The 14,316-nt window shown below is 33.7% G+C and carries 13 protein-coding genes; 9 read left to right on the plus strand and 4 right to left on the minus strand.

Going from position 1 to position 14,316, the window contains the following annotated elements:
* Positions 1 to 83: 83 nt before the first annotated feature.
* A complete protein-coding gene (locus tag ACQKCJ_RS07515) occupies positions 84 to 1,502 on the minus strand; it encodes an MBL fold metallo-hydrolase (protein ID WP_271334305.1) in 1,419 nt (472 codons plus the stop codon).
* Between the two features lie 312 nt (positions 1,503 to 1,814).
* Between ACQKCJ_RS07515 and ACQKCJ_RS07520 the strand changes: the two genes are divergently transcribed.
* Positions 1,815 to 2,408: an HD domain-containing protein gene (locus ACQKCJ_RS07520; protein ID WP_271334304.1), complete on the plus strand. Its 594-nt coding sequence runs from the start codon at positions 1,815 to 1,817 to the stop codon at positions 2,406 to 2,408.
* 97 nt (positions 2,409 to 2,505) lie between these two features.
* Here the strand turns inward: ACQKCJ_RS07520 and ACQKCJ_RS07525 are convergent, their stop codons facing one another.
* A complete protein-coding gene (locus ACQKCJ_RS07525) occupies positions 2,506 to 3,546 on the minus strand; it encodes an SMI1/KNR4 family protein (protein ID WP_271334303.1) in 1,041 nt (346 codons plus the stop codon).
* A 483-nt stretch (positions 3,547 to 4,029) separates the two neighbouring features.
* Here ACQKCJ_RS07525 and ACQKCJ_RS07530 point away from each other — a divergent pair, with 483 nt between their 5' ends.
* From ACQKCJ_RS07530 to ACQKCJ_RS07555, 6 genes are all read left to right on the plus strand, one after another.
* Positions 4,030 to 5,376 carry a cytochrome ubiquinol oxidase subunit I gene (locus ACQKCJ_RS07530; RefSeq protein ID WP_427401699.1) on the plus strand — a complete coding sequence of 449 codons (1,347 nt, stop codon included), beginning with the start codon at positions 4,030 to 4,032 and terminating at the stop codon, positions 5,374 to 5,376.
* Positions 5,377 to 5,378: 2 nt separating this feature from the next.
* A complete protein-coding gene (cydB, locus tag ACQKCJ_RS07535) occupies positions 5,379 to 6,455 on the plus strand; it encodes a cytochrome d ubiquinol oxidase subunit II (RefSeq protein ID WP_271334301.1) in 1,077 nt (358 codons plus the stop codon).
* Between the two features lie 359 nt (positions 6,456 to 6,814).
* Complete coding sequence (locus ACQKCJ_RS07540; protein ID WP_271334300.1) at positions 6,815 to 7,258, plus strand: hypothetical protein; 444 nt, start codon at positions 6,815 to 6,817, stop codon at positions 7,256 to 7,258.
* Positions 7,259 to 7,598: 340 nt separating this feature from the next.
* Positions 7,599 to 8,189: a Crp/Fnr family transcriptional regulator gene (locus ACQKCJ_RS07545; protein WP_271334299.1), complete on the plus strand. Its 591-nt coding sequence runs from the start codon at positions 7,599 to 7,601 to the stop codon at positions 8,187 to 8,189.
* 100 nt (positions 8,190 to 8,289) lie between these two features.
* The gene (locus ACQKCJ_RS07550) at positions 8,290 to 9,048 is read left to right on the plus strand and encodes an SDR family NAD(P)-dependent oxidoreductase (protein WP_271334298.1); all 759 of its coding nucleotides are present in this window, start codon (positions 8,290 to 8,292) and stop codon (positions 9,046 to 9,048) included.
* 227 nt (positions 9,049 to 9,275) lie between these two features.
* On the plus strand, positions 9,276 to 9,722 hold the full coding sequence (locus ACQKCJ_RS07555) for a GNAT family N-acetyltransferase (RefSeq protein WP_271334297.1): 447 nt from the start codon (positions 9,276 to 9,278) through the stop codon (positions 9,720 to 9,722).
* Positions 9,723 to 9,908: 186 nt separating this feature from the next.
* Here the strand turns inward: ACQKCJ_RS07555 and ACQKCJ_RS07560 are convergent, their stop codons facing one another.
* Both ACQKCJ_RS07560 and ACQKCJ_RS07565 read right to left on the minus strand, forming a co-directional pair.
* Positions 9,909 to 10,694 carry a sulfite exporter TauE/SafE family protein gene (locus ACQKCJ_RS07560; RefSeq protein WP_271334296.1) on the minus strand — a complete coding sequence of 262 codons (786 nt, stop codon included), beginning with the start codon at positions 10,692 to 10,694 and terminating at the stop codon, positions 9,909 to 9,911.
* Positions 10,695 to 11,195: 501 nt separating this feature from the next.
* On the minus strand, positions 11,196 to 11,822 hold the full coding sequence (locus ACQKCJ_RS07565; RefSeq protein ID WP_271334295.1) for a Crp/Fnr family transcriptional regulator: 627 nt from the start codon (positions 11,820 to 11,822) through the stop codon (positions 11,196 to 11,198).
* A gap of 460 nt (positions 11,823 to 12,282) precedes the next feature.
* Here ACQKCJ_RS07565 and ACQKCJ_RS07570 point away from each other — a divergent pair, with 460 nt between their 5' ends.
* Positions 12,283 to 12,594 carry a rhodanese-like domain-containing protein gene (locus ACQKCJ_RS07570; RefSeq protein WP_271334294.1) on the plus strand — a complete coding sequence of 104 codons (312 nt, stop codon included), beginning with the start codon at positions 12,283 to 12,285 and terminating at the stop codon, positions 12,592 to 12,594.
* Between the two features lie 76 nt (positions 12,595 to 12,670).
* A complete protein-coding gene (locus ACQKCJ_RS07575; protein ID WP_271334293.1) occupies positions 12,671 to 14,251 on the plus strand; it encodes an NADP-dependent glyceraldehyde-3-phosphate dehydrogenase in 1,581 nt (526 codons plus the stop codon).
* The last annotated feature ends 65 nt before the right edge of the window (positions 14,252 to 14,316 follow it).

Raw genomic sequence — 14,316 nt, forward strand, 5'->3', positions numbered from 1 at the left:
TTTTACGTTCAATTTATGCTTTAAACTTCATTTTTAAAAGCCAGCAACTTAATTCTCTTAATATCTTAATGGTAAAATAAAAGTTATGCTTTCAAAACCTTGCTCTGGCAAACGAAATCTGATTTTGGAATATTGGTTTTTGCGATTGCTCCAAAACCACCTTCGATTTCGGTAAAATTTCTAAAACCGCGGGCTTGTAATATAGAAGCTGCTATCATACTTCGATATCCGCCGGCGCAATGCAAATAAAAATGTTCATTTGGGTCAATGTCTTTTACCCAGTCATTAATAAAAGCAAGCGGTTTATTGTAAGCATCGTCAATATGTTCTGCGCTATATTCGGTTTCTTTACGAATGTCGATTACTTTATCTTCTTCAATTTTAAATTGACTGGCAAATTGTTCTGCTGAAATTCGGTTAACTTTATCAGTTTCAAGACCAGCTTTTTCCCAAGCTTCAAAACCACCGTCAAGATGTCCAATAATCGAATCAAAACCAACACGGCTTAAACGTGTTACTGTTTCTTCTTCAAGACCAGCTTCTGTAACTAATATTATAGGCTGTTTTACATCGGCAACCAAAGTTCCTACCCACGGTGCAAAATCACCATTGATCCCAATGTTGATAGATTGCGGAATAAATCCTTTATAGAAATCGGCACTTTTTCTGGTGTCCAGAATCAATGCTCCCGTTTCTTCGGCAACAGCCTCAAAATCTTTTACATCAATCGCTTTCATTCCGTTATGCAAAACCGATTCAAAACTTTCGTAACCGCCTTTATTCATTGCCACATTCATACTAAAATAAGCTGGAGGAGGTAATAATCCTTCAGTAACTTCGCTGATGAATTCAGCTTCCGTCATGTTCGCACGCAAAGCATAATTGGTTGCTTTTTGATTACCAATAGTCGAAACGGTTTCTTTACTCATGTTTTTCCCGCAAGCGCTTCCTGCACCATGCGCAGGATAAACGATAACATCATCTGCAAGAGTCATGATTTTATCTCTTAACGAATGATATAAAATTCCTGCCAATTGATCTTGCGTCATTCCGGCTGCTTTTTGAGCCAAGTCCGGACGACCAACATCGCCAATAAATAATGTGTCTCCAGAGAAAATGGCGTGATCTTTTCCGTTTTCATCAATCAGCAAATACGTCGTGCTTTCCATGGTATGACCCGGAGTATGCAACGCTTTAATCGTAATATTTCCCACTTTGAATTCTTGTCCGTCTTTGGCAGAAATACAATCAAATTCACAAGCCGCATTAGGTCCGTAAACAATTGGCGCCTGAGTTTCTTTGCTCAAATCGATATGACCTGAAACAAAATCAGCGTGAAAATGCGTTTCAAAAATGTATTTGAGTTTTACGGCATCGCGTTCTAAACGATCTAAGTAAGGTTGAATTTCTCGTAAAGGATCAATAATTGCGGCCTCTCCGTTTGAAGTAATATAATAAGCACCTTGTGCAAGGCATCCGGTGTAAATTTGTTCTATTTTCATGATATGTATTCTACAAATAAGGGAATACAAAGGTAACCTACTTTTTACTTTAAACAGGTAACTTATGTTACACAAATTTGATTTTTATATAAAAAAAAGTTTGATGGTTTTACCATATAAAGCCTATAGGAAATTTAAAAAGACGCATCTAAAAACTAATTGCACTTTTAAGATTGACGGTTTCACGATATAAATCTGGGAAATAAATTTAGGGCAGACTGTAATTATGTGCAAAGCTAAAATGAGCTTATATAACTTATATAGTAAAAAGAAAAAACTACGTAATTTTACAACTCTACAAAAATCATTGATATGAACACAGAAGATTTATTGAATCAGATTGCTTTTATAAAAGAGATTGATAAGGTTAAATATATTCAGCGCAAAACGAAACTGTTTAATAGTGACCGAAACGAAAACGACGCAGAGCACAGTTGGCATCTGGCTTTGATGGCGATTGTTTTAGCAGAACATTCAAATGAGCCTATTGATGTTTTGAAAATCGTAAAAATGGTTTTAATACATGATATTGTAGAAATAGATGCCGGAGATGTTTTTATATACGATACACAAAAAAGTCACGATAATACCGATGAGGAGCGATTGGCGGCGAATAGAATTTTTGGTTTACTACCCAAAAAACAAGCTCAGGAAATCATTGCCATCTGGGAAGAATTTGAGGCTGGAGAAACCAATGAAGCAAAATTCGCAAAATCTATGGATCGATTAGAACCTTTATTACAAAATACGTCTAATGAAGGAGGGACCTGGAAAGAATTTGACGTGGCTTATAATAAGGTCTACGAAAAAAAGAGCGTCATAAAAAAAGGTTCAATTACATTATGGCATTATGCCGAGGGATTAATAAATGAAAGTGTAGCAAAAGGAATTTTGAAGAAAGATTAAATTTAACTATATAAGTGATATAAGTAAATTTAAGTATAATCTAAATTTTTACCTAAACCTAAAATGAACTTATATGATGGGGAAAAACATAAAGTAGTTATTCAACAATATCTTTTAAAAAATCAACAAATGATTTTGCATATTCTTCAAATTCCCATTCGCCTGCGCCATGAAAACTGGTGTAAATAGGAGCATCATTATTTTTAATGTTCTTGATGTTAATGCAATATGGGGCAGCTCCTGCATCTGCAATAACAATATAATTTGAAGGCCATTGCTGCAGAGTTTCTCCTGTTACAGGATTGAAAGAGTATCCATTTTGATTCTTAATTAAATCGTCTGCTCCATACAATGATAAGCCCTGAAAAAATTTTTCATCGTCATCAATAAAAACATTAATGGGGGAGAAATTTTTTAGAAATATCAGATAGTTTTCAGGTAAGCTCCATTTTTTTTCTATTTCTATTATTTTGTTTTCATCAGCAATAGAAAGCCAATTTGATGGGTTAGATAAATCCTGATTGTTTTTTCGTTCTTTTTCCAGTAAATCGTTCAGTTTAGCAACTGCTTTTTCAAGTTCTGTTTTAGGGTTTTTTAAATTCGGATTAGTATTTGGGGCTTTATGCCCATCACCTTTATTATAACCTTGATTTTGCCAGTGTATTATCTCTTCAATCCTTAACTCTTCAATTTTCCAGTAACCGGGATCTTTTGGTAAATTCCGGTCAAAACGATTATTACTATATATAGAAATACTCTTAATTGCCTTTGCACGAACCTCTACTTCTAAAGTCTCATTTTGAACAAGGTGGATCAGAACATGATAAGCTTTCTGTCCTTGTGTTTTTAAAAGCCCATCGATTCCCCAATAGATTAGTTCGGGTTTAGTAATAGTCCATTGAAAGAAATCACTATAACATGTTTCATTTTCTTTTACCAGATCAATGATATCTGTTAAAAGGAAATTTCTCCAATGTTGCATTCTGCCAGTTTTTGAATACTCGATAAAAATGTCAATTACTTCTTCTCTATTATCAACAGAAAAATTTTTTATAAGTTTATCTTTTATTTTGTCAAATTTACTCCCGTCAGTTTCTGAAAATAAATTTTCTTTTGATTGCCTGATTGTGTGTGCCATTATTTATGTGAATTCATTTTTATGTTGTTTTTTCAAACATTTGCTAAAGTAAAAAAGAAATAAAACATTTGTAAGTTATTTCTTTTTTAGTTTTGTTGGGAAAACTTAATCAACTGCCAGACATGGTTTAACATACTGATATTATGCGATCTAAAAATTAAATGTTTTAAGAAGGTTCAAAAACGTTGTGGACTTACGCTGAAGGTTTTATAAATAAAAGTGTCGAAATAGGAATTTTGAAGAAAGACTGAATTTGCCCTATAAGTGATACAAGTTCATTTTAGGTTTTGCGAATTTTATATTTATATTAAATGTATAAAATGAAATTTTTTATTGCATTATGTTTAACTTTTTTTAATTAAGGCTAAGCTTATTTTTCTTATATAACTTATATGGTTTAAAAAAGAAAAAACTTTTTTTCAAGGCAGTGAATTCAGGTTTTAATGGGTAAATTTGAGGAGACTTCATAAATACAATACCACTATGGAAGAAATGCTTTTTTATGACCGAATGCAATTCGCTTTCACAATTACTTTTCATTACCTTTTTCCGCAACTTACAATGGGGCTTTCGCTGATCATTGTTTATTTTAAATGGAAATACCTACGAACCAAAGAAGAACATTATAATCATGCCACGCATTTCTGGATGAAAATATTTGCTCTGAATTTTGCAATGGGCGTTGTAACCGGAATTCCAATGGAGTTTCAGTTTGGAACCAACTGGGCAAAATTCTCTGAATTAACCGGAGGAATTATCGGTCAGACTTTAGCCATGGAGGGAATGTTCTCGTTTTTCTTAGAATCTTCTTTTCTGGGAATCTTTTTGTTTGGAGAAAAAATAATTGGACATAAATGGCATTTTGTAACCGGATTACTCATTTGCATAGGTTCATGGGCGAGTGGATACCTTATTATAGCCACACATTCCTGGATGCAAAATCCTGTGGGTTATGAAATCCTTGAAAACGGAAGATTTGTATTAACCAATTTCAAAGCCTTATTTCTAAATCCATGGTTGTGGCCATCGTATTTGCACAATCAGGCAGCTTCTCTGGTAACTAGTTCATTTTTTGTGGCCGGAATTGGTGCTTTTTATGTATTAAGTAAAAAAAATGTTGCTTTTGGTAGATTGTTCGTGAAAACCGGAGTAATCTTCGGATTGATTTCGAGTGTTATTGTTGCAGTTCCTACAGGAGATTTATTGGCTAAAAACGTAGTAAAATACCAACCGGTGACTTTTGCCGCTATGGAAGGAATTTTTCATACCGAGAAAAAAGGTTCTGAAATTGTTTTAATTGGACAGCCTGATGTAAAAGACAAAAAACTAGACAACAAAATTGCCGTTCCTAATATCCTTAGTTTCCTGACTTACGGAAGCTGGCATGAGGAAATAAAAGGTCTAGACCAATTTGAAGAAGATCTTCATCCCACCAATATTTCAGGTTTGTATTATGCGTATCATATTATGGTAGGACTTGGTACAATATTTATAGGCTTAATGGCTTTTGCTCTATTTCAGCTTATTCGAGGAAAACTATTCGAAACAAAATGGATATTATGGTCGCTGATGTTTATGATACCATTTCCGTATATTGCTAATACTACAGGCTGGTATACGGCAGAATTAGGAAGACAGCCTTGGTTAGTTTATAATTTGTTGCGAACTTCTGCGGGAGCTTCGCCAACTGTTTCATCCGGAAATACCTTGTTTACTTTATTAGGCTTTATAGGATTGTACCTTTTACTAGGAATGTTGTTTTTGCTTTTGATTGGAAAAATCATCAATAAAGGACCTCATAATGTTGACCTTAATTCAGAAAAAATATAATTATGGAATTTTTTTGGTACGTTGTTTTAATGGGAATTCTGGCCGTTTATATTGTACTGGACGGTTATGATTTTGGAGCAGGAATAATTCATTTGTTTTTTGCTAAAGAAGAGAAAGATAAAAAAGCAATCACAAGCGCTATTGGTCCGTTTTGGGACGCTAACGAAGTTTGGATAATTGCTGCGGGAGGTGTTTTGTTTTTTGCTTTTCCTACTTTATACGCTTCCTCTTTTAGCGGATTTTATTTACCGCTGATTATGATTTTATGGTTGTTGATTTTTCGTGCGATCGGTTTAGAAATGCGCGGACAAGTGCATCACCCAATGTGGGAAGCCATTTGGGATAAAGCTTTTGGGATCGCCAGTTTGCTTTTGGCGTTATTCTTCGGGATTGCTTTGGGAAATATTGTTCGTGGTGTAAATTTAGGAATGGTAACTAATGGAGTTTCTACACAGGAAGCACATTTTTTCTTTTTGCCTTTATGGAACCCTACTTTTAGTCCCCAGGCGAATGAATTGGGAATTATAGATTGGTTTACACTTTTCTTAGGAATTGTGAGTGTGGTTGCCCTAACGATTCATGGTGCAAACTGGATTATTTATAAAACAAATTCGGCGCTGAATCCAAGACTGAAAAATGTAGTTTTCAAACTGAATATTGTGTTGCTGGTTCTGGTTTGTATTTCATTGCAAATTTGGCATTTTATAGAACCAAAGCCATTTCATAACTTCGTCGAAAACCCTGTTCTTTGGTTTTTTCCACTAATGACTTTTGTTGGAATTTTAGGTTTGTTTAAAGTACGTTCATGGCAAAAAGACGGAATGGGATTTTTGTTCTCGACTTTGTTCCTGGTGGGAGGTTTCGCTTCAACAGCCGTTTCGATTTTTCCAAATGTTTTGCCTTCAACCAATAATGTAAATCCGTCATTAACCATTTATAATACTGCTGCGGGAGAATATGGTTTGAATGCCGGAATGAGCTGGTTTTTTATCGCTTTGTTTCTCGTGATTATTTATTTTATTATTCAGTACAGAGTTTTTAGTGGGAAGATGGATGATGTGGGGTATGGGGAACATTAATTTATAGCCACGAATTTCATGAATTTTCACGAATTAATTATATGAATAGCCGTTGGTTTTAACCAACGGTTTTTTTATTATAGTATGATGGCTTTAGCTAAAATGTTAAGTGTATTTGGCTAAAGCTAAGGAGGTTTATTTCATGTTCCGTGGGTTAAAACCACAGCACGGCAAGGATGATTTTTTAGGTAACTAGTTAAAAATGAATTTTAAACTTTTAAGAAAACTAACAATATTGAGTTTAGTTATATTGGTTTTACCTTTTTTTCAGACATGTTCTGATAAACGTATAATGACTAATGGCTACTTAAGAAATAGTCCATTGCTGGCCCTTGCACAAACAACAAGAGATTCAATAAATGGAGAAAAGAATTGATTACTCAAGAGTAAAAGAATATCACTATGCTTCGAAAGAACTTGCTGATAAGAAACGAGAAATAGTCAATAAGTTTTTAATTGTAAAACAAGACATGACTAATAATGGATATCAATTGGGATTTCTGTTCATTCAAGTATTAGATCGTAATGATTTTTTAAATTCAATTGATTATGGTTATTTGCCATTTTTTCTAACATTAATTATCACTGTCTTGCTAATTTATTTTGCATTTAAAAGAAAGGCAAAATATATATTAATTCTTAGTGTTTTAAATCTGTTGATTTTAATTGTACATTTAGTTATGTTTTATTGTTGTGAATTCTTAGAAGATATTTATCAAATTAAATTTAGCTATTATTTGTTTGTCATTAATTTGCTTTTAATAAGTATTGAATCTTATAAGATTATGCGATTAAAGATCTAGAAAAAAGTCCTAGCGTCTTTACTTCGTTCCCAATGACTTTGCTTCTGTCCTTGCTAGGAACGAAGCAATCTCATATCGTATATCAGCTTTTATATATCTTATAGAAGATTTTTAAAACTAAAATTTCTAATTACCTTAAGTTTGCGTTAGGGATAGAAGCGGTATCTCGCGATTTAGAAAAACAAGGCTTCTTAGCCGTAGTTTTTGTTAATTGGGAATTTAGCGGATAGCCCGACCGATGGGAACGCCCAAAACAAACCAACCATTTCTCGTCTTGCTACCATTTTTTGGAATAAATTTGTACAACTACTGAACTACTCTAAAAATAATTTAAAATTTCATGGAAGATCTGACATCATTAATTGAAAACATTAATAAGAAAGTTATCTTGCTACCAGACGAAATGGATGCTTTGTTGTCTGAGTTTAAAGTACGAAAAGTAAAGAAAAGACAATTTATTGTACAGCCGGAATTTGTAAACAAGCAGAGAACTTATGTACTTGAAGGCGCTTTTCGGGCGTATGTTGTTGATGAAAAAGGTTCAGAACATACCATTCAGTTTGCAATTGAAGATTGGTGGATTGCGGATTATAATAGCTACATCTACCAAACTCCTGCCACTATGTTTATTGTAGCGTTAGAAGATAGTGTGATACTACAGATAAATCATGAAGCCGAAGAGAAACTAAAATCTTCGACTCATACCCTTGAAACATTCTTTCGTGTAATGGCCGAAAAATCGGCAGCATTTTTTGCACGTCGTATCATCGCAACGCATACACAAAATGCAGAACAGCGTTATAATGAGTTTCTCGAAAAGTTTCCAAAAGTCGCGCAGCGACTGCCACAATACGCACTTGCATCTTACTTAAATATGACTACGGAGTTCTTATCTAAAATACGTAATGAGAAAGTGAAGAAAAAAGGTTGAACTAGTTCAACCTTTTTTCCTAAGATACTTCAACTTTTCACCCTGACTTAATACCCAACTTTGCTTTATCAATTAACAACTTATAATTAATAAAATAAAGATGGAAAATTCAGGGAAATTAAACGGTAAAGTAGCATTAATAACAGGCGCATCAAAAGGTATTGGTGCCGGTATTGCTAAAGCATATGCAAATCAAGGTGCAACTGTAGTTGTAAATTATGCAAGTAATAAAAATGATGCAGATAAAGTGGTTGAGGAAATATCTGCCAACGGCGGAAAAGCGATTGCAATACAAGGTAATGTTGAAAAATCAGAAGATGTAAAACGCATTTTTGAAGAAATTGCGAAAACATTTGGTAAATTGGATGTACTGGTCAATAATGCAGGTGTTTATAGTTTTGCGGGTATTGATGATATTACCGAAGAATCTTTTCACCATATGTTCAACGTTAATGTATTGGGCAGTATACTTACGATTCAGCAAGCTGTAAAATTATTTGGAGACAAAGGTGGCGTTATCATTAATACAGGTTCTATAGTATCTACGCTTGATATGCCAACCTCATTGGTTTACTCACAATCTAAATATGCTGTTGATGCAATGACTCGTATTCTTGCCAAAGAACTTGGTACAAAGAAAATACGTGTCAATTCGATTAATCCCGGACTGATCGAAACCGAAGGTTCTCATAGCTCAGGGATTATCAATGGAGATGCAGAAAAATGGCACGTGTCAGAAACACCGCTAGGCCGAGTAGGGAAACCGGATGATATTGCAAAAGTTGCTGTATTTCTTGCTTCTGAAGATTCGTATTGGATTACTGGCGAAACTATTGCAGTTTCTGGTGGACAACGTTAATTAAACAGAGATTTATAAAATGAAACTATAAATCAATGACGGAATATTTCTGTCATTGATTTTTTTGCTTTTTAAACATTATTATTAAGGTAATTTATCTTTTTATTGAATGAAATGCTTTGTTTAAACGAGCTAAACGCTGGATGATCTTGTTTTCTATAAACTGGATTACAAAGGATTTTATCCTTTACTATACTTTCGCTTTTTAATCAAAATATTTAAAAACAATGGATTACAAAATCAAAAAAGCAAGTATTGAAGACCTTGACGAAGCAGTAGCACTTTTTAACCTTTATCGTGTTTTTTACCGTCAGGAATCTGATGTCGAAAAAGGAAAAGCATTTCTTAAAGAACGATTATTAAACAATGAATCAGATATTTTTTTAGCAATTGTAGACGAAAAAGCTGTTGGCTTTGTGCAGCTATACAAATTATTTCATTATACAAAGTTGAAAAAACAGTGGTTGTTAAGTGATCTTTTTGTACACCCTGATTATAGAGGCAAAGGACTTTCGGTAGCTTTAATTGACCGAAGTAAACAATGGTGCGAGGAAACAAATGCATGTGGTTTGATGCTCGAAACAGAAAAAACTAATGATATAGGAAACACGTTATACCCACGTTGCGGATTTGAATATGACGGATTGCATAATTATTATCATTGGTGGAGATAGAGAATAGAGAGCAAAGAGTAAAGAATAAAGAGTAAATAATAGAAAATGGGGAAGCAGTAATTGTTTCCTCATTTTTGGTTTTCGTCTTTGTCAAAGTTCAAAAACTTTGACAAAGATTATGCTGCAATTAAGAAGCAAAAATTGTAATAAAACAAAAAACTGCAAGATCTGTGAGAGAAAAAAAGATTAAAACAAAACCTCTTTAGTAATAATATAAAATCCCATTACCAATACAAACCAGCCAAAAATAGGTTTAAGTTTTGCTCCGTCGATTTTTTTAGAAAGCTGGCTTCCAATAAACATTCCAATAAGCGCCATTCCGGAAACGCTAAATAAAAAAGGATAATTTATAGAAGTACCAATATAAAGATCTCCTCCAAAACCAATAGATGAATTTATGGCGATAATCAACAATGATGTTCCTACGGCTTGTTTCATAGGTAAATTTGCAAAAAAAAGCAGCGCAGGAATAATTAGAAAACCTCCGCCGGCACCCAGAAATCCGGTTAAGATTCCTACTATAAAACCTATTATGCTTAATTGTGTATAATTGGTTTCGGTTGCTTTTATTTCGGGTTTGTTTTTTCTAATCATTGATATTGCCGCTGTAATCATCAATATTGAAAAGACAATCATAATCAGAAAATCTTTTGAAACGGAATACGATGCAATAGAAAACAAGGTCGATGCAATTTTAGGAAATATCACTTCGCGAATAATCAGAATCGAAATCACGGAGGGAATGGCAAAGTACAATGCCGATTTGAGTTTGAGATTACCTATTTTGTAATGGCTGTAACTCCCAAACATAGCAGTTAATCCTACAATAAATAAAGAATAAGAAGTGGCTTGCTCCGGATTTACTTTAAACAAATACACTAAAATAGGAATGGTCAAGATCGATCCGCCTCCGCCAATTAAGCCAAGCGAAATCCCGATAATAATCGAAGCAAAATAACCTAAATATTCCATTGTATTTATTTTATACAAAGGTGCTCTGATAAAAAGAAACTTACAGTAACTTTTATCACATATGGGATTTTTATTGCTGATTTATTGCCCGTGGATTTTGCGGGTAAACGGGTTGACACAGGTTTTTTTTTCTTTTTGGTTTGTCTTGAACTGATAATCGTTGTCTGAAATAGTTTTTTACCATTAAGAGATTAAGAAGGTTAAGTTTAGCTTTTTTATCTTAATGTTTATAAGGAAATTAAGCTTGCGCCTTAATTTTTCTTAATATTTTAATGGTTAATAAAAATAAACCAGCGAAAACTCGTTCCATCCTCCAAATCCGTGGACAATTAAAATTTTAATTTTTACCATTAAAAGATTAAGAAAGTTAAGTTTAGCTTTTTTATCTTAATGTTATAAGGAAATTAAGCATTGCGCCTTAAATTTTCTTATATCTTAATGGTTAATAAAAATAAATGAGTAAAAATCCGTTTAACCCGCAAAACCCGCGGGCTAATAATTTTACTTTAATAACTCAATTTGATTTCTGTTTAGTTTGACTAAACCTCTTTGTTCCATTTTTTTGAGTAATCTTGAAACAACTTCTCTTGAGGTATTTAGCTCTGAGGCAATTTCCTGATGTGATAAATTGACTTCAGAACAGCCACATGCGTCAGAATGTCTTTTGAGGTAAAACTCCAATCTTTCATCCATAGAACGGAAAGCGATATTGTCTACAACTTCAAGGACTTCTTCAAAACGGCTTCTATAAGTTTCGATTACAAATTCGTACCAGGTTCTGTGCTCCATCATCCATTTGTCCATCATTTGTAATGGAATCATCATGACGGAAACATCTTCTGTTACTTTTGCCATAATCTGGCTTTTTTCGCTTTTGGCGGTACAAATCATCGAAATAGCGCAGGCTTGTCCCGGTTGCAAATAATACATTAAAAATTCGCCTCCATCTTCGCCTTCACGATAGATTTTGATTTTTCCCTTGGTGATCAAAACCGTGTTTCTTATGTATTGGCCGGTTCGCATTAATATTGTTCCGGCTTCAAAATTCTGCACACTTCCGTTTTCTTCGATAGTCGCAATAAGTTCAGGGGAGAAATTAGGGAATATATTTTTAAATGAATTTTGCATTGCTTAGTTGTGGTCAATTAATAGCCCACGGATTTTACGGATTGAACTGGTTTGCACATGTTTTTCTTTTGCTACGGGTTTCACGAATCTACCTGAATTAATTAGTGGAAATTAGTGTAATTCGTTGCTAATAATTTTGATCATTATAATCAGTGAAAAAAAATAAATTCGTGCAAATAATTTTATCAAATAGAAATTAAAACATATAATTTATTACAAAGATAGCAGATTGGAATGGTATAAAATGTGAGAAAACTATTTTTAAGATACATTTTATGTAAATGATAAAAACCTATTTTCTATCAATTTTATAGACTGTATTTTTAAAAATAGTAAGTAAATTTGTATTTCACTGATTATAATACTTTCTCTAAAACGTTTTCTGAGAATAATAATCGAAATCGCATTTGGCACGTTTTTAATTAATATAAACGTCGTAATTTTACAAAAAACAGATACTATGAATTTATCACAAGAAGATTGGGTTAATCAGCTTGCTGCTGACGAGAATGCAGTTATACTGGACGTAAGAACTGAAGACGAATTTAATGACGGTTATATCGAGAATGCCGTAAACATTGATATTAATAAAGGTCAGGGTTTTATTTACGAAATCGAAGAACTGGATAAAAATAAAAATTATTATGTGTATTGCCGTTCTGGAGCCAGAAGCGCTAAGGCATGTCAGGTTATGAATGAATTAGGTATTGCTAATGCCTACAACTTGCTTGGTGGAATTTTGGATTGGGAAGGCGAGACCATAAATTCATAAAAATAAATTAAGAGGCGCAAAAAGCCTCTTTTTTCTTTTAATAACTAATAAATAACCAAACATAAATTACCAAATTATGAGTTTAATACCCGAAGAATATCAGATCAAAACACTTATAAACCAAGATACTTATCTTGTAAATGGCGAATTGAAACCCTGGACAGGACAGACTACTCCAGTGTTTTCGACGATTTCATCTACAGAAAAATATACTCCAACTTTATTAGGATCGATTCCGTTCATGGCAGAGAAAGAAGCTGCCGAAGTGGTTGAAGCTGCCAATGCTGCATATAATAAAGGTCAGGGATTATGGCCAACCATGAAAGTGGTTGACCGTATAAAATGTATGGAAAATTTCGTAAGACAAATGAAGGAAACCCGTGAGGAAGTGGTTAAACTTTTGATGTGGGAAATTGGAAAAAACCTTGGGGATTCTCAAAAAGAATTTGACAGAACCGTTGAATACATTTACGATACTATCGACAGCTATAAAGAATTAAACGGACGCAGTGCACATTTTGAAAAAGTACAAGGTGTAAACGCTATGATTCGTCGTGGACCTCTTGGTGTTGTATTGTGTCTTGGACCTTACAATTATCCATTAAACGAAACTTTCTCTTTGTTGATTCCGGCTTTGATTATGGGTAATACAGTTATCTTTAAACCGGCTAAACATGGTGTTTTATGTATCTCGCCATTGTTAGAAGCATTTAGAAGCAGTTTTCCTAAAGGTGTTATCAATATTGTTTACGGTAGAGGTCGTGAAGTAGCTTCTCCGATCATGAAATCTGGAAAAATTGATGTGTTGGCATTAATTGGAAACAGTAAATCTGCGATTGCATTGCAGGATCAACATCCAAATAAAAACAGATTGCGTTTAATTTTAGGATTAGAAGCTAAAAACCCGGCAATTATTTTACCGGATGCTGATTTAGATTTGGCAATTCAGGAATGTATTGCAGGAACTTTATCCTTCAACGGACAGCGTTGTACAGCTCTAAAAGTATTGTATGTACACGAATCTATTGTAGAAGAATTTAATAAACGTTTCTCTGAAAAAGTAGATGCTTTGGTATTTGGAAACCCATGGGAAAAAGGAGCTTCTTTAACACCGCTTCCTGAGACTGAAAAACCAAATTATATCCAGGGTTTAATTGATGATGCAACTCATAAAGGAGCAAAAATATTGAACGAAAAAGGAGGAAAACATACAGATAATTATATTTTCCCAGCTGTTTTATATCCTGTAAACAAAGAGATGCGTGTGTATCATGAAGAACAATTTGGACCAGTTGTGCCAATTATTGCTTTTAAAGATATTAGTGAGCCTCTTGAAGATATGGCGGAATCTAACTACGGACAACAAGTTAGTTTGTTTGGAAAAGATATCAAGACTTTAGCACCGCTTATCGATGCTTTGGTAAATTTAGTGTGCAGAGTAAACTTAAATAGTTCTTGCCAGAGAGGTCCGGATGCATTCCCGTTCACCGGTCGTAAAGACTCTGCTGTAGGAACATTAAGTATTCCTGATGCATTGCGCTCCTTCTCAATCCGTACGTTTGTAGCTTCAAAAGATATTGCGTATAATAATGAAATTTTGCAGGAATTGCTAAACAGCAAGGAATCGAATTTTATTAATACTGATTATATTTTGTAGTGATCAAGGTTATATATTAATTGTAGACGCCGTCTTTTTCTTTTTTAGAATTAGACGGTTTTTAT

The organism is Flavobacterium sp. NPDC079362 (genome assembly GCF_050267765.1).
GTDB lineage: Bacteria > Bacteroidota > Bacteroidia > Flavobacteriales > Flavobacteriaceae > Flavobacterium > Flavobacterium azizsancarii.

What these genes read in the sequence shown, in the direction of transcription:
- ACQKCJ_RS07515 (WP_271334305.1), bottom strand. Translation starts at nt 1,502, where the DNA reads ATGAAAATAGAACAAATTTACACCGGATGCCTTGCACAAGGTGCTTAT.
- ACQKCJ_RS07520 (WP_271334304.1), top strand. Translation starts at nt 1,815, where the DNA reads ATGAACACAGAAGATTTATTGAATCAGATTGCTTTTATAAAAGAGATT.
- ACQKCJ_RS07525 (WP_271334303.1), bottom strand. Translation starts at nt 3,546, where the DNA reads ATGGCACACACAATCAGGCAATCAAAAGAAAATTTATTTTCAGAAACT.
- ACQKCJ_RS07530 (WP_427401699.1), top strand. Translation starts at nt 4,030, where the DNA reads ATGGAAGAAATGCTTTTTTATGACCGAATGCAATTCGCTTTCACAATT.
- cydB (WP_271334301.1), top strand. Translation starts at nt 5,379, where the DNA reads ATGGAATTTTTTTGGTACGTTGTTTTAATGGGAATTCTGGCCGTTTAT.
- ACQKCJ_RS07540 (WP_271334300.1), top strand. Translation starts at nt 6,815, where the DNA reads ATGGAGAAAAGAATTGATTACTCAAGAGTAAAAGAATATCACTATGCT.
- ACQKCJ_RS07545 (WP_271334299.1), top strand. Translation starts at nt 7,599, where the DNA reads ATGGAAGATCTGACATCATTAATTGAAAACATTAATAAGAAAGTTATC.
- ACQKCJ_RS07550 (WP_271334298.1), top strand. Translation starts at nt 8,290, where the DNA reads ATGGAAAATTCAGGGAAATTAAACGGTAAAGTAGCATTAATAACAGGC.
- ACQKCJ_RS07555 (WP_271334297.1), top strand. Translation starts at nt 9,276, where the DNA reads ATGGATTACAAAATCAAAAAAGCAAGTATTGAAGACCTTGACGAAGCA.
- ACQKCJ_RS07560 (WP_271334296.1), bottom strand. Translation starts at nt 10,694, where the DNA reads ATGGAATATTTAGGTTATTTTGCTTCGATTATTATCGGGATTTCGCTT.
- ACQKCJ_RS07565 (WP_271334295.1), bottom strand. Translation starts at nt 11,822, where the DNA reads ATGCAAAATTCATTTAAAAATATATTCCCTAATTTCTCCCCTGAACTT.
- ACQKCJ_RS07570 (WP_271334294.1), top strand. Translation starts at nt 12,283, where the DNA reads ATGAATTTATCACAAGAAGATTGGGTTAATCAGCTTGCTGCTGACGAG.
- ACQKCJ_RS07575 (WP_271334293.1), top strand. Translation starts at nt 12,671, where the DNA reads ATGAGTTTAATACCCGAAGAATATCAGATCAAAACACTTATAAACCAA.